This is a genomic window from Parahoeflea alexandrii (genome assembly GCF_027214025.1).
GTDB classification, from domain to species: Bacteria; Pseudomonadota; Alphaproteobacteria; order Rhizobiales; family Rhizobiaceae; genus Hoeflea; species Hoeflea alexandrii_A.
This window is the reverse complement of record NZ_JAPWHB010000004.1, coordinates 96,866-114,495: the sequence shown is the minus strand read 5'-3', so window position 1 is coordinate 114,495 and position 17,630 is coordinate 96,866. Positions and strand designations below refer to the sequence as shown.

Below are 17,630 nucleotides of genomic sequence, written 5' to 3'. Positions count from 1 at the left end.
AAAAAATGCGCCCCGGCTGTCGCCATGGACACGGATTGTGGTCTGCGTATAATGCCGATTGTCGGCATAACGTCAACATTTTATCGATAAATTGTGAGTGAAATCGCCATGGCTCAACAGAAATCAACCGCTGCGGCATCCATCGGCCCGATAGTCTCAGCATCGCACCTGGCCGATGGCGGGCTGCCGGCTCTGTCCGAAATGGAGTTCGGACTGGTGATCCTGAGCAATGCCTTCCAGCGCTGGATCACCCGGTGCACGGCGGCAGCCGGTGGCGAGGGGCTGTCGGCCATCGAAGTCCAGATCTTGCATGCGGTCAACCATCGCGAGCGCGACAAGAGCCAGTCGGAACTGTGCATGATGTTCAACATCGAGGACACCCATGTGGTGGCCTATGCGCTCAAGAAGCTGGAGGCGCTGGGGCTGGTGGAATCGGGCCGCCGAGGCAAGGAAAAGACGGCGCGGATCACCCGGGCCGGAGCGGATCTCTGCCTGCGCTACCGGGACCTGCGCGAGAAGCTGTTGATTGAGTCAGTCAAGTCACTTGGTCTGGACGAGGCGCGGGTGAGCGAGATCGCGGCGCTGATGCGGGTGATGTCGGGCCAGTACGACCAGGCTTCACGCGCCGCCGCCAGCTATTGACCCCGGGCCGGCCGGTTGCCTATCGTCGCGCCACATTTTCAAATGACACAGGAGAAGGCACATGGATTACGTCCGGCTGGGAAAGACAGGCCTGAAGGTTTCGCCGCTGTGCCTCGGCTGCATGAGTTACGGCACGCCGGGCGGGCCGACGCATCCCTGGGTGATCCCGGAAGACGAGGCGCAGCCGTTCTTCCGCAAGGCGGTCGAGAGCGGGATCAATTTCTTCGATACGGCGAACCACTACAATTACGGTGATTCCGAGAGGATCACCGGCAAGGCGCTGAAGACCTATGCGCGGCGCGACGAGATCGTGGTGGCGACCAAGGTGGGCTTACGGATGAGCGATGGCCGGCCGAATGACCGCGGGTTGTCGCGCAAGCACATTTTCGATCAGGTCGACCAGTCGCTCGGCCGTCTCGGCATGGATTATGTCGACCTGCTCTATATCCACCGGCTCGATCCCGAGACCGAGCACGAGGAGATGCTCGCGGCCCTCGAAGCGGTCATCCAGGCTGGCAAGGTGCGTTATGTGGCGGCATCGTCGATGTGGGCCTGGCAGTTCGCCAAGTTGCGCGAGATGCAGAAGGCGCGGGGCTACCAACCCTTCGTCGCCATGCAGAATTTCTACAATCTGGCCTATCGCGAGGAAGAGCGCGAGATGATGCCCTATTGCGCATCGGAAGGGGTGGGCGTGGTGCCCTGGTCACCGATCGCGCGCGGGTTCCTGGCGGGCAATAGGCCCAAGGACGGGCAGGCGACAAACCGGGCCGCCACCGACAAAATGGCGCAGGGCTATTTCGGCTCGGCGCAGGACTACGCCATCCTGGGCCGAGTCGAGAAGGTCTCCGCCAAGCTCGGCGTCAAGCCGGCGCAGGTGGCCTATGCCTGGGTGCTGTCCAAGCCCTACGTCACATCACCGATCGTCGGCGCCACCAAGATCGGCCAGCTTGAAGAGGCAATCGGCGCGCTCGACGTGAAGCTCGATGCGGCTTCCATCCGGCTGCTCGAGGGCGCCTACAAGCCGCGCGAGGTGGCGGGGCACAGCTAGAGATGATCGGCTCCAAGCCCTCCTCACCCCACCTTGGCCTTGCGGCCACACCAGACGACGACACCGACGGCAAGGGCGAAGCCGAGCATCACCGGGGTGACGGTTTCGCCTAAGAGCAGGGCCGAGAGGCCGAGCGTGACGAAGCTTTGCAGCAACTGGACCTGGCCGACGCGGGCAATGCCGCCGATGGCCATGCCCCAGTTCCAGAAGATGAAGCCGGCGAACATCGAGCCGAGCGAGAGATAGGCGAGCGCCATCAGCGCATGGCTGCCGGGCTGGGCGATGCCGCTCTCCCAGGTGAACAGCGTGCCCGCCAGCGACAGCGGCGCGGTGACCACAAGTGCCCAACTGATCACCTCCCAGCCAGGCCGCGTGCGGGCGAGCTTGCCGGAGATGACGTAGCCGCAGGATGCCGACAGCGCCGCGCAGGCCAGCCATAAATCGCCAAGGCCGGGCTCGATGTCGGCGCCGGAGAGGGAAAAGATCATCACCAGCGTCGCTCCGGCGATGCTCCAGGCCCAGAAGGCGAGGCCGGGGCGCTCGCCGCCGAAGAGGGCGGCGAAGGTGGCGGTCATCAGCGGCAGCACGCCGAGCACGACGCCGCCATGCGATGCCGGCACGGTCTGCATGGCGACGCTGGAAAAGCCGGGGAAGCCGTAGACCAGAAGGATTCCGGCAATGAAGAGCGACAGGGCATGCTGGCGTGGAAAGCGTTTTCCGAGCGCAACAAGGGTCAGTGCCGCAACTGTCGCGGCGATCGTGGCGCGGCAAAAGGTGATGAAGGCCGGCGAAAAGCCTTCCAGCGCAAAACGGGTAGCGGGCAAGGTGGCGCCGAAGATGACGATGCCGACGAAACCGATCGCCATGCCGGCAAGCGGATGGGCCGGAGCAGGGGGCGCGGAGGCTGATTGGCTGGGTGTATCGGTCATGGCTATGGCTTAGCGGCAGTGCCGGGACCGGGTCCAACGAATTCCGGCGATGGGTGGGATTGTTCACGGTGATGGATCGATCACCGGATTGTGCGCTGCGCCATACTCGATTTTTGGGACCAAATCACGTAAGGAGGTACCATGTCCGTGTTCAGCCGCCTGTTTGACGTCATTGGGGAAACCGCTTCCACCGCCTTTTCAGGCGTGGTCGAAGCCGTGCGCACGGTGTTTGCCGGGGATCCGGAAACACGCCGCAGGGTGGCGTTTTCGGTCGCCGTCATCGCCCTGTCGGCGAAGATGGCCAAGGCCGACGGCATTGTGGCGCCGGAAGAGGTGCGGGCTTTCCAGGAGATCTTCGCGATTCCGCAGGCCGAGGCCAACAATGTGGCGCGGCTCTACAATCTGGCCAAGCAGGATGTCGCGGGCTACGAGGCCTATGCGCAGCGTGTGGCCGGCATGTGCGGCTCGGGCGAGAGCAATTGCGCCATGCTCGAGGACGTGCTCGACGGGCTGTTTCACATCGCCAAGGCGGATGGCGTGGTTCACCACAAGGAACTCGAATTCATCGCCAATGTGGCCGATATCTTCCACTTCGACGAAGCCAATTTCGACCGCATCATGGCGCGCCATGTTCATCCCGACGGCATCAATCCCTATGCCGTTCTGGGAGTGGCCGAAACCACGCCTTTCGATGAGGTCAAGAAGCGCTACCGGGCGCTCGCCTCGGAAAGCCATCCCGACCGGCTGCGCGCTCGCGGCGTGCCGGAGGAATTCCTGACCATTGCCAATGACCGGATGGCGGCGCTCAATGACGCCTTCGCGGTGATCGAGAAAGCCCGCGCCGCCGCATGAGTGCGTTTGATCCAGACTACGCGCCCGCGTTGGTGCGCCCATCGCCCAATTGCGGCGAGCGCAAGGGTGGCCGCAGGCCGGACATGCTGATCCTGCACTATACCGGAATGCCCTCGGCTCAAGCCGCACTTGACTGGCTCTGCACCGAGGAAAGCCAGGTCTCGTCGCATTATTTCATCGACGAGCATGGGCTAGTCACCCAGCTTTTGCCCGAAAGCGCGCGTGCCTGGCACGCGGGGCAGAGCTGCTGGAAGGGCGAGACCGATATCAATTCCGCCTCGATCGGCATCGAGATCGCCAATCCGGGGCACGAAGCCGGTTCGCCGCCCTTCGATGAGGCTCAGATCCGGTCGGTGATCGTGCTGTGCCGCGACATCGTCGGGCGCAACGGCATTGCCGCGGAACGGGTTCTGGCGCATTCCGACGTCGCGCCGATGCGCAAACAGGACCCGGGCGAGAAGTTTCCCTGGCAACGTCTGCATGAAGCGGGCATCGGCCACTGGGTCGAGCCGCTGCCGGTGGGCGGCGGACGGTTCTTCCAGGAAGGCGATGCGGGACAACCGGTCGAGGCGCTGCAGACCATGCTCGCGCTTTATGGTTATGCGGTCAGCGTCGATGGCGCCTACAACGCCGAGACGGCGGCGGCGGTCCGGGCGTTCCAGCGGCATTTTTGTCCCGAACGCGTCGACGGCATCGCCGATGCCTCGACCATCGGCACCCTGCACAAGCTGCTGACCGCGCTGCCGACGGTGGCCTGAGCCGGCCACCGGAATCGCCAGCCAGAGCTGTCGCCGCCAGGCTTTATGTTACACTCTGACATCTAAATTTATTGCGATGCAGCATTTTTCGGGTTGCCGGGCCTTAAATCCGCCTGCCTGTGCCTTGATTGAGTTGGCTTCCACGCACGGAGCGGGTGACGGCAAGAGGCCAGTCGCGGTTCCGGGCTGACAAGCAACGCGCCAAGGGTATGTCCCGTCCCCGTCGATGAACGGTTGGGCCTGGCGCCATCGGAGTCATTTCAAAACATGCGTCTCATTTTCACGGCTGCCGCGGCGGCCCTGCTCTCCCTTGCGCTCTCGGGCTGCCAGACAGGTGCAATTTCGAACGAGACAACCGGCTCGATTTCCAGCGGCAAGATCAAGAATTCCAGCATGAGCTTCGGATATTCCTCGCGGCCTTACGGGAAACTGATTTCAAGCTACGCCAAGACCAACGGCGTTCCCGAGGCCCTGGCTCACGCGGTTATTTCCGTTGAAAGCAACTACCGGCCGACGGCGCGCGGGTCCGCAGGTGAAATCGGGCTGATGCAGATCAAGCCGGCGACGGCACGGATGATGGGCTACCGGGGCTCCGCCAAGGGGCTCTACAATCCGGAAACCAACATCAAGTACGGCATGCTCTATCTCGCCAAGGCGCACCAGCTGGGCGGCGGCACCACCTGCGGCACCATTCTCAAGTACAATGCCGGGCATGGCGCCAAGCGGATGAACCCCGTGTCGCAGCGCTACTGCGGCAAGGTTTCCAAGCTGATGAAGTAAGGCGGGATGGCCGGGGTTGGCATTGCCTGACGCTGATCAGCTCACGATCAACGTCAGGCACGCTTTCTGGTTCCAGAGACCTTGCAAGAAATGTCAGCGCACCAGACGGACATCGCCGCCGGCGCCGCCAGTGCCCCCCGGACCGGCGCCGTCATAGGGAGCCAATTTCCAGTTGGCCGAGTTCATGATCAGGGTGTTGACGACAAGCGACATCTTGTTGGTCTGGTTGGTGGTCGAATTGTAGACTGCATCACGGTTGGGCAGATGAAGGATGCCGGTCAGGCTTTCCCCCACCGACCCGTTGAAGACATATTGCTGCTTCTGGGCGTTGTTGGCGGCATCGGATGTCTTTTCAAACATCAGGATTCCGGCGTAGTCGCCCGTGGCCGGGGCCGATGCGGTGAACTTCAAGCCGCCGTTTGCGCGGATTTCACTGTAAACGTCCGGGTAGTAGAAGGTCACGCCTTCGGCAACGACCGTCGATCCTGAATTCAGGATCATGCGGCCCTTGATGATGTGCAGGCCCGGCTTGAAGGTGACGGTCGGGCTTCCGTTGAAGGTCGTGTTGCAGTGAACGCCCGGATTGAGCGAGAAGGTGCTGCCGCTGAGCGCGCCCTGGGTGACGCAGGAAGAGGGAACTGCCGGTTCCTTTATCTTGCCTGCATAGGGATCGGCCGCAACGTCGCAATTGACCTTGAGGTTGGTCAGTGTGCCGCCATTCTTGATGTAGCTTGCGCCCTTGACGCAGAATTTCGCGGTCTCGATGGTCGAGCCGGCGTTCATGATGAAAGCCGGAGACGAGGTGGAATGAACGTGAACCTCGCACTGCTTGGCGTCGAGGTTGGCGCCGCTGTTGATCAACACGGCCTGGCTTTTGTTGCCAAGCGCATAGATGCAACCGGCCGCTGCCGGGCTTGCGCCACCGGTTTTTATCGCCGTCGATGTGACGCTGATTGGAATGTTGTTGAGGTTGATGATGCTCAGGAAGGCGGTGGGATGCGGCATCTTGAGCGTGCCGGTCAGGCTCCCGTCCGGGTTCTTGGCAAGGACCAGCGACATGCCGGCAGCCAGCAATTCTGCTTCGGTCAGTCCCGATTCCGAGAATTGCTGGATGTAGGATCTGGCCGTCTTGAGTTGCTCATCTGTCGCGGTTTCATGCACCGCGGCCAGCATGGCTGCATCCAGCTGGTCCTGATAGCTGGTTTTCTGACCGAGCGCATAGACGATGTCGACAGCCCCTCCCGCCACCACGATCAGCAGCGGTATCAACAGGGCCATGATGATGCCGAAATTGCCGCTGCGGTTGCGCGCGAAACTGGCTGCCTTGTTGATTGTTCTGAACATATTTCTTTGAAAATGCATTGGGGGGAAACTCCATAATCGAATGAATGTTTGAATACGCCAAAACCTCCAATTTTTATTTAAGCGTTTGGACAAAATGTAATCGATTTCAAAGAGGAAAAATTGAGACACTGCCAGTCCCTATATCGAAGGTGAGGGTCCAGGTTGTTTCTGCGGTTGCGCCGGCAGGAGCTGGCGCAACCGCATAGCCAATCAGTGGCAGCAATGCCACGCGTCCAACTGGAGGCGCGAGGTCGCTGTGCCGCTGTGGAATCATGGGTTTAGGTTAGCTTATCCTTCCCATGTACACATTCAGACGCGACCTGCGTCAGCGCCGGCTTTCAAAAAGCCCCCAGCGGTTTCCGCCTGCTTTCCGGCGATGGGCAAGCACCACCACAGTGGTTGCCAGCACCAGCAATTCGGCGACCACTCCCGCATACCAGATGCCCGGTTCACCGAAACGGAACGGCAGCAGGAAGGTGAGCGGCAGCGCGAACAGGTAGGTTCGCGACAGGCCGAGCAGGGCGGCCCTCGGCGCATCGCCGATTGCCTGGAAATAGGAGCCGATCATCATCATCGGTCCGAAGACGATCATGGTGATCACCGTATAGGGCAGGATCCGGCCGATTTCGCCGACGATGGCGCTGTCATCGACGAAGATGAAGCCGATGTCGGCGCGGGTGATCAGGAATGTCAATTCCACGATTCCGCAATAGACGATCGCCAGGACCATCGCCAAAACGATGCTCCTGTCGCTTCGCGCTGCCAGTTTCGCACCGTAATTGTTGCCGGCGATGGTCTGGAACGCCATGCTCAGCCCCAGCAAGGGCAGGAAGCTGAAGGTGATCAGCCGGGTGATGATGCCGAAGGCCCCGGCGGTCGCCGCGTAGGTCTCGCCGGCCCACAGCTGCAGGCAGTAGAGCGTCAGCCCGGCTGACAGCGACAGGCCGATATAGCCGAGGCTCGACGGCGCCCCCAGCGCCAGCAATTCGCCCCAGTGGTTCCACCCGGTCAGGAGCAGCCTGCCGCGTGTCTCCCGTTTGCCGGTCGACCGGGACCGGTAGATCAGGAACGCGGTCATCGCGCAGGCCTGCGCTAGCACCGTTCCGTAGGCCGAGCCGGCAACGCCGGCACCGACTTGGACGATCAAAAGATAGTCGAAGACGATGTTCAGCAGTGCAGACATCAGCGTGATTGCCGCCATGGCGGTGAGCAAGCCTTCGCTGCGGAGCGCGGCGATGCTGATCGACAGCATAAAGACCAGCGGCGAACATATGACCAGGATGGAAATATAGGTGTAGCCCATCCCGGCCAGGGCCTCGTCTCCATTGGCCGCCATCAGGCTGAGCGCCTTGCCGGAAACCAGGAAGAGCGCAATCAGAACCGTGCAGACGACGAGGGCCAGTTGCACCGCCTGGGTGAACACGGTGCGTGCCTGATGATGCTCGCCGCCGCCGAGCAGACGGGCGAAGACGCTGGCAAAGCCGTTCGACACCAGCGTCGAAAGGGCGACAAGCAGCATGTAGAGCGGGAACATCAGGGTGACCGCGGTGAGCGCATCGGCGCCAACATAGGCGCCGAGGAAATAGGCGTCGACCACGGTGAACAGGCCATTGACGCCCATCACGACGATGATCGGCGTGGCGGTCTTCGCAAACAGTGCCGGCAGCGGACCTTCAAGGTAGATGTTGTTTTCGGGTGTAGACAATCCTGTCATCACAAACCTCTTTCAGTGTCTGGATGCGGATAAAGAAGGGTGCTCGCGTTGCCATCAGACCGCATTCAGCTGAAATCGGTGGATGAGACTGTGTTTGCGAAGGACTTCACCATGGACAAGCCAGCGAGCGGCAGGGGCCTTCACCCTGCGGGCTCGATAGTCCCGAGCGCGGGGTTTGTCAATCGGCGCCTTGTTGCCCGCTGCCGCTATAGTTCTGGCCATATCGCGCCCGGTGGTCTAAGGAGAGCGCGCCAGTCGGCCGGGCAGCCGCGCCCTGCACCGTCGAAAGACAGCAGGGCGAGGAAAGTCCGGGCTCCACGGATAAACGGTGCCGGATAACGTCCGGCGGGGGCGACCCCAGGGAAAGTGCCACAGAAAGCAAACCGCCCCGCCACCTGATCGCCGGTCCCGCTCCCGGGAGCAACCGGAGATGAGGCGGCGGGGTAAGGGTGAAAGGGTGGGGTAAGAGCCCACCGCGCGACCGGCAACGGAAGCGGCACGGTAAACCCCACCGGGAGCAAGACCGAATAGGGATGACGCAGGGCGCAAGCCCGGCCCTTTTTCCGGGGTTGATCATCCGGGTAGGTTGCTTGAGGCGCACAGCAATGTGTGTCCCAGAGGAATGGCTGCCACGTTTTGGTCCGCAAGGGCCAGGGCCATACAGAACCCGGCTTACAGGCCGGCTGGCACTTTCACTAATCTTCCCGGTCCGGCGGTGAAGGCGGACGTGCGGAAATTGCCAGCCTCAGCGCCAGACCAGACGCACGGTCGTTCCGGTGGCATCGCTGGTCAGGTCGAATTCGGCGCCGATGCTTGCTGCGCGGCGGCGCATGCCGGCGAGGCCATGGCCATGGCGCTTGCGGCCCTCCTGCGGTCCGGTATCGAAGCCATTTCCATTGTCGCTGATGCTGATCGAGTTCCTGTCGGAGGCGACCGTGATGACGCTGGCGCCGGCGTGCTTGATGATGTTGGTGATGCTTTCCTGGACGATCCTGAGCAGGTTGAGGGTCTGCGACGGGCCGGCGTTCGGCAAATCGGGCTCGTCGTCGATGCGCCAGTCGAATTCGAGCGCATGTTCGGCAAGAAGCGCCTCCAGCCGGGTGCGCAGCATGCCGAGCAGCGTCGAGATGCTGGCGTCGGTCTCGAGGCTGTCGAGCATCAGCGACAGGTCGCGCAACGCGTCTTCGAGCGCTGTCCGGATGACGGCGTCGCCCTTCCCGTTGTTCTGCATGTAGGCGAGCGTGTTGACCAGCTGACCGCCGATGCCGTCGTGCAGGTCGAGCATGATACGCTGGCGCTCGTCGTTGATCGCCTTGAGCCGTTCGGCCTCGCCAAGTTTTTCGTAGGTAAGGCGCAGTTCCTCGGTCTTGGCGGCAATGGTCTGCTTGAGCGTTCCGGTCAGTTCCTCGTAGCTGCGCAGCGACAGCATGAAGCGGGAAATGACCAGCCAGAGACAGACGCAGAGCATGGCCAGCGGCATGAACTGGAAGATGTGTTGGTTGCGGCCCGGATCCACGACTGCGATGATGTAGAGCTCGTAGACGCCCATGGCGGAAGCCATCGAGAGAAAAAAGAAGAAGATGCGGAGATCGTGGCCATCGACCTTGCTCCTGTTGCCGAGCAGGACCGCCAGGACGAGGAACGACAACAGCGACGGGTGCAATTTGAAGAGCAGCAAAGTGTCAAAGAGATACGGCGCTGGAACGAGGGATCCGACAACCAGTTCGGCGGCGATCAACACCAGGCTGACATTCTCGAGCGGTTTGAGATCCTCGCCGATATAGTGATTGCAGAACCTGAAGATCAGGAAGACATAGATGCTCACGGACACTTGCCAGATCAGGCTCCACCAGCGGTAGCCGATGACGCTGGTGTCGAAGCCGAAATGGATGCAGATGATGCAGGCAAAGGCGCATGAGGTGGCAAGGACGGCGTAGATGGCCTCGCTGCGCCGGGCGGCCCAGATGATGCCGAGCATGATGCCCGCGACGGCCATGAAACCCAGGTTGAAGCGTGCCATTCCGGCGCTTGTGAGAAACCGCCAATTGTAGTGCGGGACGAGGACCTTGGCGGAACCGAAATGGAAGCGCTCCAGCACAAGACCTTCCTGCGGATAGCCGTAAAGTGCCACATCGATCCGGTTTTGGCCGACCTTCAGCAAGTTCGGCGGGATCGTCGCCAGCACCGGAATGTTCCACATCCGCGCCGGCTGACGGTCCATCAGTTCGCTGCCGTAGACGGGGATGCCGTTGACCCTGAGGAAGACCTCGTCGGCAAAACTCGGCAGATACAGCGCCTGCAGATCGTCTGGCACGTCCTGCAAGGGCAGGTCGAAACTCAGATAGCGGCTTTCATGTCCCGCAGCATAAAGTTCGGGATAGTGGAGCGGAAGGTCGATATCGACCGGTTCGGCGCAGTCGGGTGTCTCGCAGGACCGGCCCTGGGTCAGCATCACGGTGCCGTCGATCGGCTTGATCGAACCGATGTCGAGCACCCAGATCAGGCTGGTCAGGCCCGCGATCCAGGCAAGGACGATGATGAACGGGCGGCTGTTCTGCACCTAGAGCAGTCCCATCCGCGTCGCCCGGGCGATGGCCTCGGTGTTCGAATTGACGTTGAGCTTCTGGTAGATGTTGTTGATGTGGTTGCCGACGGTGCCGGTGGAGATGCCGAGCTTTTCACCGATCTCGCGGCGCTTGTAGCCCTTGGCGACGGCGTTGAGGATCTCCGTTTCACGTCCGGTCAGGTCGATCAGCGGTGATCCCTCAGGAGACCCGGCGGCGCCGGAACTGACCATGGCCAGAAGGTGGCGGGCAATCTGCGGACTGATCGGACTGCCGCCCTCGATCACCGAGAGCACGTCATTGCCGATGTTTGCCAGCGAGCCGCTCTTGAGAACGTAGCCGCGGGCGCCGGCGCGTAGGGCTTCGATCACCCGGGCTTCGTCGCCGAAAATGCTGACGACAAGGGCTTCGCAGGTCCAGTTGGCGGCAACGACGGCCTTGATCACCTCTATGCCCGATCCGTCGGGCAGGCCCAGGTCTACGAGCACGATCCGCGGCTTGTGCTCGAACAGCTGGTTCAGGCCGCCGTCGACATCATCGGCGACCGCGCAGACGGTGAGTTCGGGCGTCTTTTCGATGGCAGCCTTGAGCCGCAGCGCGATTTCGTGCCGGTCTTCGACGATGAGAACGGAGTGGGAAACGGTTTCAGCCATGGTCCGGGTCAATTGCGGGAGTTTGCATGGCCGCAAGTCTAGCAAAGGAACGGGCGGGCTTGCATGTATTAATCTATCTATTGTGCACGCACCCGACAGGACACTAGATTCCGGCCGACCAAAGCCAAACCATGACCGGGAAAACTGCCATGTCCGACTACCTTCCTTGCCCTTCCGCCCTGCAAAACCTTCGCCGCATGCTGCTTGCCGCCAGCGGAGCCGTTGCGCTCGGGACCGTGCTGACGGCAGCGATGCCGGCCGCCCAGGCCTCGGAACTTACCATGTACGAGTGCTCCTCCGAAGGCGACGTCTATTACGAGGTGGAAGTGAGCTGGGTTGACGGAAATTCCACCGCCCGCATTGCCCCGAAAAGTGAATACATCAGTGCAGCCGAATCCTCGGCGAAAACCGAAACCGCACGGGAACAGCGCGTGGCCAGCGGTTTCAGCTTCGACAGCCGCAGCTACAGTTTCTTCGGCAAGGGCACCGATGTGCGGCTCCGTTTCAAGGACTATCCGAATGACGCCCCGTTCCCCTGCGCTGAACGCGCGATGGCACAGGACCACGCTTCGGGTGCTGTTGGTGGCAACGAGACACCGCTCGGCGGACAGAAGGCGCGTTCGCTCGGCGGCAAGCTGCGCAGCGGTCCGGGAACCAATTTCCCGGTGGCCGGCAGTCTCGCCGAAGGAACGCCGGTGTCGGTGATCGCCAACACCGGCGTGGGTTTCGACGGTTACGACTGGTTCGAGATCCGGCATGGCGGCGGCGTCGCCTACCAGTGGGGCGGCATCATGTGCTCGGACGGCGCCGCCATATCCGGCATGTTCGGTGACTGCGCATCGCTGCTTTGAAGCCAGGCTCCCGCAAGGGGCCAGGCTGCGTCGACCGGCGGCGGATGGATGGCCCTTGCGATCGGTGCCGGCGGACGCTTCGGTCACGGGGCGCGGGGGCCAGCTGCCAGGAGGCGCAGTCCTACGCGCAGCGGTATTTGCGGCGATCGCTCCTGCCGTATCGAGGATCAGACCCAGGCCCAGTGCCACGCACTGGCGAACGGCAATCGCAACGGCCACTGGTTCGGCGCGGGCAACAGCAAGCGGTCCGCCGAGAGTTTCGCCATGGGGTTCTGCAGCAATGCGGAGACATCCTGCGCGATCCGCTACTCGCATTGCCGCTGAACCCCGGAGTGAGCCGGAAGGCCGCCGGTCGTAAAACGGCAGAAGTGTATGATTCCATACATACACACTGACGGGGCGGGCCGGTAAATTGTGATCATCGAAGTCTTGAGCAGGAGTATATTATGAAGCTCGCATCGTTTTTGACCGCAGGACTGGCGGTTGCCGCAGGACTGGCCGTTTCCACCGCCGCACAGGCCCAGGATGGAGCGCTGATGTCTTCGAACGATCTCTATTTCAGCGGCACGATCGGCGGCAGCGCGCTGATCTTCAGCGGTTCGTCGAATGTCGCCAAGACCTATTACGGTGTCGATGCCAGCGGGGAAGTCTGCGGCGCCAATAACGGCGGGTTCGACCTCTGCGGCGGCCTGAACGTGTTTCACACCTTTAGCAACGGAAAGAAGACAACGGGGGCTCTCACCACCAGCACGAGGGTTGCGTCGGTCGGCGGTTTCATCAAGGCGCGCAAGCAGATGGATCAGGTCGGCATCGCGCCTTATGCGGGCCTGCGGCGTTTCTTCACGGAAACCACGGCAACCGGCGTTGGTGCAGCCACCAAGCTCACCGACAATGCCAATGCCGTGTTCGGCGGTGTCGAAGTGGACTACAATGTCGTACCTGATCGCGTCTACGTGTCGATGAAGGCCGAAGTCGGCCGCACCTTCGGTGCCGCGACCAACCGGACGACCTTCCTCGTTTCGCCCGGCCTGAAGGTGAAGTTCTAGAGCCGATCATCTTTAGATGGAATCGTTTGAACGCAGGGATTTCGTGATCTGGCAAGGAGCGTGAGGCGACGCGGCGCGAGCGCCGTTAACCTCGCGCGACGCAGTCCAGAGCGCGAAAGGCCAAGTTCAGACGATTGTGATGGTGTGATTCTGGTCTAGCTGCCCGTTTCGCCAGGCTTGGACGTCTTTTCCGCGCCAGCGTCGTCAAAATCCTCGCACGATGCGCTGCATCGCGCTTGCGGTTTTTCCTAGCTGGCACGAAAAATCCTGTCCATCAAATCGCTTCCAGCTAAAGATGATCGGCTCTGGCTCAAGCCATCTGGTCCGGCTTGTGGCAGGGACCTGGGGCGTCCGGCACAGATCGCCGCGGCGCCCTTCGTCTGTTCAGCCGCCTTCGGTGATCCTGACCTTGTCCGGCCAGAAGGCAAAATGTCCGGAAAGTTGTTTCGAAATATCGAGAGGCCGGTCGTAGGTCCAGGCGATCTCATCGCCGTTGAAGGAAACGTAGCTGGCATCGCCCTTGAGCGGGCAATGGGTGGACTTGTCGACAGGCTCGAGAGCGGCGACCACGTCCGATGCGGGGATATAGAGCGTCGGGTCATAGAGGGACTTGCCCATCTCCATGACGCGGAGCGCGTTTTGGGTTTGCGCAACCAGGGTGTCGCCAACATGGACCCGGACGGTGCGACGGACCGGCCGGATGACCATGAGATGGTTTGGGTTGGCGGGGTTTCGGATGGCGCCTTCGAGATGGGGGAAGCTGTTGTTGCCTGAAGCACGGTCCTGCATTGTCTCTCCCGTCATTGTGCCTGTGGATGCCACCAAAAGGGGTGACCGGCGAAATTGGTTGTCCCGACAGGGGTCGGCGCTGTCGGTCTGAACTCTGGCGACAGTATCGTGCAAGCAGCGGTATGACGCAATCAGGCTAGCCAAGCTTCGTGGTGCGGGTGTTTAATTATAGCCATGACACATGAAGACGACGAAGACGCTCCGGGTTCCACGGTCTGCCTCGCGCACATGCTGGTCGATGGCCATGTCATCGATCCTCAGACATGGAAGGATGTCTCAACATTCCGCAAATCCGAACGCAAGCGGCTTTACGCTGCCCGCCAGACCCAGTCCGCTGACGAGCGCAAATCCGCGTCGGCCGCCATCTCGGCGCGGCTCGACGAGATGCTGGGCGATGTCACGGGCCGGACGATTGCGGCGTACTGGCCGATCCGCGGCGAGGTCAACCTGCATGGATGGATGGCCGCAGTCAGCGAACGCGGCGGAAAGGTCTGCCTGCCTGTCGTGGTGGAGAAGCACCAGCCGGTGGAGTTTCATCGCTGGACGCCGGGATGCGCCATGGCAAAAGGTTTCTGGAACATTCCCGTGCCGGAAGAAACTCAGCCGCTTGTCCCGGACGTAGTAATCGTGCCGCTTCTCGGGGTCGACGACAGCGGATACCGGCTCGGCAATGGCGGCGGCTATTATGACCGAACTCTGGTGCGGCTGGGCGGCGATAAGCTGATCATCGGCGTCGGCCAGGCGTTCGCGCGGATGAAGACGATCTTTCCGATGCCATGGGATATCGCGATGCACAAGGTAGTGCTCGGCGACCGGACGGTCTCAGACCACTCTTTGGGCTGACGAGTTCGCCCGGCAAATGATGCCGGGCAAACTGTTTCGGGCGGCTCAGGCGAAGTCGATGAACTTGCTGAACGGCATTTCCCTCAGCCGAGTTCCGGTGGCGGCGAAGATCGCACCGGCCAGGGCCGCGGCCGCGGGCGGCACCGGCGGTTCGCCGATGCCGAGCACACGATCGCCGTTTTCCAGTCCGCGCACCTCGATTGCCGGGCACTGGTACATGCGCATGCCCTCGAAGCTGTCGAAGTTTGTCTGGTCGGCAATGCCGTCGGTGTAGGTGATTTCGCAGTTCATGGCGTGGCCGAGCGCGAAGATCACGCCGCCCTTGACCAGGTTGTCGAAATTGACGGGGTCTACGACGGTGCCGACTTCGGCGGCGACAAAGGCCTTGTCGATCCTGATGCCGGATCCGGTGTCGCTGACCTCGATCACCTCGGCGCAGTGAACGCCGAAGGATTGGGTCAGCGCCACGCCGCGGCCGCGGCCATTGCCGAGCACGCCGTCCCATCCCGACATTTCGGCGACCGCCTCGAGCACCTTGCGGGCTCCGGGATCGTTGCACAGCCTGAGCCGCTCTTCCATCGGGTCGGCGCCTGCGGCGTGGATCAACTCGTCGAGGCCGGCATTGTAGAAGAAGCCGTTCGAGGAAGCGCCGACCGAGCGCCAGGAACTGATCGGTGCCAATTCCGGCGCGCGGTAGCCGCTGATCCGCTGGTTTGGGATGGCGAAAGGCTGGTCCCAGGCGCCGGCGACGATCTGGCTGTCGGGGCCGGGCATGGAGAGGCCCTGGCGTCCCATCTGCGAGAGGACGACCGAGGGCATGGCGATACCGAGATCATAGGTCTCGACCTTGCCGTCGCGGACCACGCCGCGCATCCGCGCCATGGCGATCTGGCGGGGGAAATCGTGGCCCATGTCCTCTTCGCGCGAGTAGGTGAGCTTGACCGGCGTGCCCTTCATCTGGACGGCGATCTCGGCAGCCTGCTTGACCACCTCGTCTTCCAGCCGGTGGCCGAAGCTGCCGCCCATGTAGAGCACGTGCACGGTGACCGTTTCCGGGTCTATGCCGGCGATTCTGCCGACATTGTTCTGCACAAAGCGCGGGATCTGCGTGCCGGTCCAGACTTCGGCGCCATCCTCGTCGATCCGGACGATGGCGCTGATCGGTTCCATCGGCGCATGGGCCAGGTAGGGGGCGCGGTATTCGGCGCTGACCACCGCCCCGGTCTCGGCGATCGCGATCTCGACGTCGCCGTCATCGCGCTTGCGGCTGTCAAGCGCATCCTCGTTGAAGCTGTCGGCGAGCGCCTGCCAGTGCTCGTCCATAGTGGCCGGAAACGGCGCCGGGCCCCACTCGGCCTCGACCGCGTCCACGGCCTGGAAGGCGCGCCAGGTGTTGTCGGCGATGGCCGCGATGCCGCCGGTGACCGCAATCACCTTGCTGACGCCGCGCATCTTCAGCGCCTCGCCGGCGTCGAAGCGGACCAGCGGCCCGGTCTGAGCCGGATTGAGCTTGACCGCGGCGTGAACCATGCCGTCGACCTTGTGGTCGATGCCATAGTCCTGGGTGCCGGTAGACTTGGCGACGATGTCGACGCGCTGCATCGGCTTGCCGATCAGGCGCCATTCCGAGGGTGCGCGCAGTTCAATGTCCTGCGGCGGGTCGATGGTGGCGGCGATCGGCGCCAGTTCGACATAGGTCAGCGCCGAGCCATCGGGCAGCAGCACGCGGCCGGCCTCGGTCCTGAGATCGCCGGTTGCAACTCCGGATTTCTGCGATGCCGCCAGTTTCAGGGTTTCACGGGCCACTGCGCCGGCCTGGCGCAGCTTGACGAAGCCGTCGGGCACGGTGGTGGAGCCGCCGGTGATCTGCATGCCGATGGTTTTCATCACCGCGGACAGGGCGCCATAGGCGATCTTCTCGCCGACACCGCCGCCGGGCGCCATGAATGTGGCGGCCTCCTCGGCGAGAGCCGTGTTCCAGTAGGCGGCCGAGGGCGGGCCGGGATCGACCTTGACCTGGTCAAGCTCGACGTCAAGTTCCTCGGCGATCAGCGCCGCCTGCACCGAGTAGGCGCCCTGGCCCTTGTCGGCGCGCGGGGTGATGAGGGTGACGCCGCCGGCGTCGATGCGGACGTAAGGCGTGAGGGCCGCTTCGCCCTCGCCGAGATCATCGAGCAGCGGATTGGCGTGCGGCTTTTTGACCACGTAGGCGCCGAAGGCAACGCCGCCGGCAACGGCGACGGAACCGATCAGGAAGGCGCGGCGGGTGAATGTCTTCAAACGGCCCATATCAAGCGCTCCTAAGGTTGCTGGCGGCGGTCTTCACCGCTTCGCGAATGCGTGGATAAGTGCCGCAACGGCACAGGTTGCCGCTCATCGCATCGTCGATGTCCGCGTCGCTCGGGTTGTTGTTTTCCGCGAGCAGTGCGGCGGCGGACATGATCTGGCCGGACTGGCAATAGCCGCACTGGGCGACCTGATGCGCGATCCAGGCGGCCTGAACCGCGTGCAGCGCCTCGGGCGTGCCGAGCCCGTTGATGGTGGTGACCTCGCCCTCGAGATCGCCGACCGGCTGCTGGCAGGAGCGGATGGCGACGCCGTCGACATGGACGGTGCAGGCGCCGCACTGGGCGATGCCGCAGCCGTATTTTACGCCGGTGATGCCGAGTTCGTCACGCAGCACCCACAGCAGCGGCATGTCGGGTTCGACATCGACCTCGTGGATTTTTCCGTCTACGGTGAGCTTCATCGGCTTGCCTCCAGCAGCAACAGGGTTCGATCGGTGCGGTACATAGAGATGGGAACAGGACCATGCAG

The 17,630-nt window shown here is 62.6% G+C and carries 17 protein-coding genes and 1 other RNA gene; 10 read left to right on the top strand and 8 right to left on the bottom strand.

Annotation, left to right across the window (positions count from 1 at the left end; genetic code table 11):
• The first annotated feature begins 108 nt into the window (after positions 1-108).
• Together O4H62_RS14110 and O4H62_RS14105 are read left to right on the top strand one after the other, a co-directional pair.
• Positions 109-642 carry a winged helix DNA-binding protein gene (locus tag O4H62_RS14110; RefSeq protein WP_269388772.1) on the top strand — a complete coding sequence of 178 codons (534 nt, stop codon included), beginning with the start codon at positions 109-111 and terminating at the stop codon, positions 640-642.
• A gap of 61 nt (positions 643-703) precedes the next feature.
• Positions 704-1,690 carry an aldo/keto reductase gene (locus O4H62_RS14105; RefSeq protein WP_269388771.1) on the top strand — a complete coding sequence of 329 codons (987 nt, stop codon included), beginning with the start codon at positions 704-706 and terminating at the stop codon, positions 1,688-1,690.
• A 23-nt stretch (positions 1,691-1,713) separates the two neighbouring features.
• Here the strand turns inward: O4H62_RS14105 and O4H62_RS14100 are convergent, their stop codons facing one another.
• Entirely contained in the window at positions 1,714-2,619 is a 906-nt protein-coding gene (locus O4H62_RS14100) for a DMT family transporter (protein ID WP_269388770.1), read from the bottom strand.
• A 141-nt stretch (positions 2,620-2,760) separates the two neighbouring features.
• Here O4H62_RS14100 and O4H62_RS14095 point away from each other — a divergent pair, with 141 nt between their 5' ends.
• The 3 genes from O4H62_RS14095 to O4H62_RS14085 all read left to right on the top strand — a co-directional run bounded on the left by O4H62_RS14095 (position 2,761) and on the right by O4H62_RS14085 (position 5,009).
• On the top strand, positions 2,761-3,471 hold the full coding sequence (locus O4H62_RS14095; RefSeq protein WP_269388768.1) for a J domain-containing protein: 711 nt from the start codon (positions 2,761-2,763) through the stop codon (positions 3,469-3,471).
• Entirely contained in the window at positions 3,468-4,229 is a 762-nt protein-coding gene (locus tag O4H62_RS14090; RefSeq protein WP_269388766.1) for an N-acetylmuramoyl-L-alanine amidase, read from the top strand. Before O4H62_RS14095 ends, O4H62_RS14090 begins: the two co-directional genes overlap by 4 nt.
• Positions 4,230-4,496: 267 nt before the next feature.
• Positions 4,497-5,009, top strand: coding sequence for a lytic transglycosylase domain-containing protein (locus tag O4H62_RS14085; RefSeq protein ID WP_269388765.1), 513 nt, complete (start codon positions 4,497-4,499; stop codon positions 5,007-5,009).
• A gap of 93 nt (positions 5,010-5,102) precedes the next feature.
• Here the strand turns inward: O4H62_RS14085 and O4H62_RS14080 are convergent, their stop codons facing one another.
• Positions 5,103-6,353: a TadE/TadG family type IV pilus assembly protein gene (locus O4H62_RS14080; protein WP_269388763.1), complete on the bottom strand. Its 1,251-nt coding sequence runs from the start codon at positions 6,351-6,353 to the stop codon at positions 5,103-5,105.
• Positions 6,354-6,678: 325 nt separating this feature from the next.
• Positions 6,679-8,067, bottom strand: a complete 1,389-nt coding sequence (locus O4H62_RS14075) for an MATE family efflux transporter (protein ID WP_269388761.1) — start codon at positions 8,065-8,067, stop codon at positions 6,679-6,681.
• A 251-nt stretch (positions 8,068-8,318) separates the two neighbouring features.
• Here O4H62_RS14075 and rnpB point away from each other — a divergent pair.
• Positions 8,319-8,758: RNase P RNA component class A (gene rnpB, locus O4H62_RS14070), an RNA gene on the top strand.
• A gap of 54 nt (positions 8,759-8,812) precedes the next feature.
• Here the strand turns inward: rnpB and O4H62_RS14065 are convergent.
• The gene (locus O4H62_RS14065; RefSeq protein ID WP_269388760.1) at positions 8,813-10,627 is read right to left on the bottom strand and encodes a sensor histidine kinase; all 1,815 of its coding nucleotides are present in this window, start codon (positions 10,625-10,627) and stop codon (positions 8,813-8,815) included.
• Positions 10,628-11,284: a LuxR C-terminal-related transcriptional regulator gene (locus O4H62_RS14060; protein ID WP_269388758.1), complete on the bottom strand. Its 657-nt coding sequence runs from the start codon at positions 11,282-11,284 to the stop codon at positions 10,628-10,630.
• Between the two features lie 149 nt (positions 11,285-11,433).
• Here O4H62_RS14060 and O4H62_RS14055 point away from each other — a divergent pair, with 149 nt between their 5' ends.
• From O4H62_RS14055 to O4H62_RS14050, 3 genes are all read left to right on the top strand, one after another.
• Positions 11,434-12,135 (top strand): SH3 domain-containing protein, encoded by a 702-nt coding sequence (locus O4H62_RS14055; protein WP_269388756.1) that lies wholly within the window; start codon positions 11,434-11,436, stop codon positions 12,133-12,135.
• Between the two features lie 48 nt (positions 12,136-12,183).
• Positions 12,184-12,459: a DUF4189 domain-containing protein gene (locus tag O4H62_RS26520; RefSeq protein WP_430538438.1), complete on the top strand. Its 276-nt coding sequence runs from the start codon at positions 12,184-12,186 to the stop codon at positions 12,457-12,459.
• Positions 12,460-12,581: 122 nt separating this feature from the next.
• Positions 12,582-13,181: a hypothetical protein gene (locus O4H62_RS14050; RefSeq protein WP_269388755.1), complete on the top strand. Its 600-nt coding sequence runs from the start codon at positions 12,582-12,584 to the stop codon at positions 13,179-13,181.
• Positions 13,182-13,565: 384 nt separating this feature from the next.
• On the opposite strand, the gene O4H62_RS14045 is transcribed toward O4H62_RS14050, so the two are convergent.
• Positions 13,566-13,970, bottom strand: coding sequence for a DUF427 domain-containing protein (locus tag O4H62_RS14045; RefSeq protein WP_269388753.1), 405 nt, complete (start codon positions 13,968-13,970; stop codon positions 13,566-13,568).
• 174 nt (positions 13,971-14,144) lie between these two features.
• On the opposite strand from O4H62_RS14045, the gene O4H62_RS14040 reads away from it, so the two are divergent.
• Positions 14,145-14,813: a 5-formyltetrahydrofolate cyclo-ligase gene (locus tag O4H62_RS14040; protein WP_269388751.1), complete on the top strand. Its 669-nt coding sequence runs from the start codon at positions 14,145-14,147 to the stop codon at positions 14,811-14,813.
• A 45-nt stretch (positions 14,814-14,858) separates the two neighbouring features.
• On the opposite strand, the gene O4H62_RS14035 is transcribed toward O4H62_RS14040, so the two are convergent.
• Entirely contained in the window at positions 14,859-17,102 is a 2,244-nt protein-coding gene (locus O4H62_RS14035; protein ID WP_269388749.1) for a molybdopterin cofactor-binding domain-containing protein, read from the bottom strand.
• A gap of 1 nt (position 17,103) precedes the next feature.
• Positions 17,104-17,562 (bottom strand): (2Fe-2S)-binding protein, encoded by a 459-nt coding sequence (locus tag O4H62_RS14030; RefSeq protein WP_269388747.1) that lies wholly within the window; start codon positions 17,560-17,562, stop codon positions 17,104-17,106.
• Positions 17,563-17,630 lie beyond the last annotated feature (68 nt).

What these genes read in the sequence shown, in the direction of transcription:
- O4H62_RS14110 (WP_269388772.1), top strand. Translation starts at nt 109, where the DNA reads ATGGCTCAACAGAAATCAACCGCTGCGGCATCCATCGGCCCGATAGTC.
- O4H62_RS14105 (WP_269388771.1), top strand. Translation starts at nt 704, where the DNA reads ATGGATTACGTCCGGCTGGGAAAGACAGGCCTGAAGGTTTCGCCGCTG.
- O4H62_RS14100 (WP_269388770.1), bottom strand. Translation starts at nt 2,619, where the DNA reads ATGACCGATACACCCAGCCAATCAGCCTCCGCGCCCCCTGCTCCGGCC.
- O4H62_RS14095 (WP_269388768.1), top strand. Translation starts at nt 2,761, where the DNA reads ATGTCCGTGTTCAGCCGCCTGTTTGACGTCATTGGGGAAACCGCTTCC.
- O4H62_RS14090 (WP_269388766.1), top strand. Translation starts at nt 3,468, where the DNA reads ATGAGTGCGTTTGATCCAGACTACGCGCCCGCGTTGGTGCGCCCATCG.
- O4H62_RS14085 (WP_269388765.1), top strand. Translation starts at nt 4,497, where the DNA reads ATGCGTCTCATTTTCACGGCTGCCGCGGCGGCCCTGCTCTCCCTTGCG.
- O4H62_RS14080 (WP_269388763.1), bottom strand. Translation starts at nt 6,353, where the DNA reads ATGTTCAGAACAATCAACAAGGCAGCCAGTTTCGCGCGCAACCGCAGC.
- O4H62_RS14075 (WP_269388761.1), bottom strand. Translation starts at nt 8,067, where the DNA reads ATGACAGGATTGTCTACACCCGAAAACAACATCTACCTTGAAGGTCCG.
- O4H62_RS14060 (WP_269388758.1), bottom strand. Translation starts at nt 11,284, where the DNA reads ATGGCTGAAACCGTTTCCCACTCCGTTCTCATCGTCGAAGACCGGCAC.
- O4H62_RS14055 (WP_269388756.1), top strand. Translation starts at nt 11,434, where the DNA reads ATGTCCGACTACCTTCCTTGCCCTTCCGCCCTGCAAAACCTTCGCCGC.
- O4H62_RS26520 (WP_430538438.1), top strand. Translation starts at nt 12,184, where the DNA reads ATGGCCCTTGCGATCGGTGCCGGCGGACGCTTCGGTCACGGGGCGCGG.
- O4H62_RS14050 (WP_269388755.1), top strand. Translation starts at nt 12,582, where the DNA reads ATGAAGCTCGCATCGTTTTTGACCGCAGGACTGGCGGTTGCCGCAGGA.
- O4H62_RS14045 (WP_269388753.1), bottom strand. Translation starts at nt 13,970, where the DNA reads ATGCAGGACCGTGCTTCAGGCAACAACAGCTTCCCCCATCTCGAAGGC.
- O4H62_RS14040 (WP_269388751.1), top strand. Translation starts at nt 14,145, where the DNA reads ATGACACATGAAGACGACGAAGACGCTCCGGGTTCCACGGTCTGCCTC.
- O4H62_RS14035 (WP_269388749.1), bottom strand. Translation starts at nt 17,102, where the DNA reads ATGGGCCGTTTGAAGACATTCACCCGCCGCGCCTTCCTGATCGGTTCC.
- O4H62_RS14030 (WP_269388747.1), bottom strand. Translation starts at nt 17,562, where the DNA reads ATGAAGCTCACCGTAGACGGAAAAATCCACGAGGTCGATGTCGAACCC.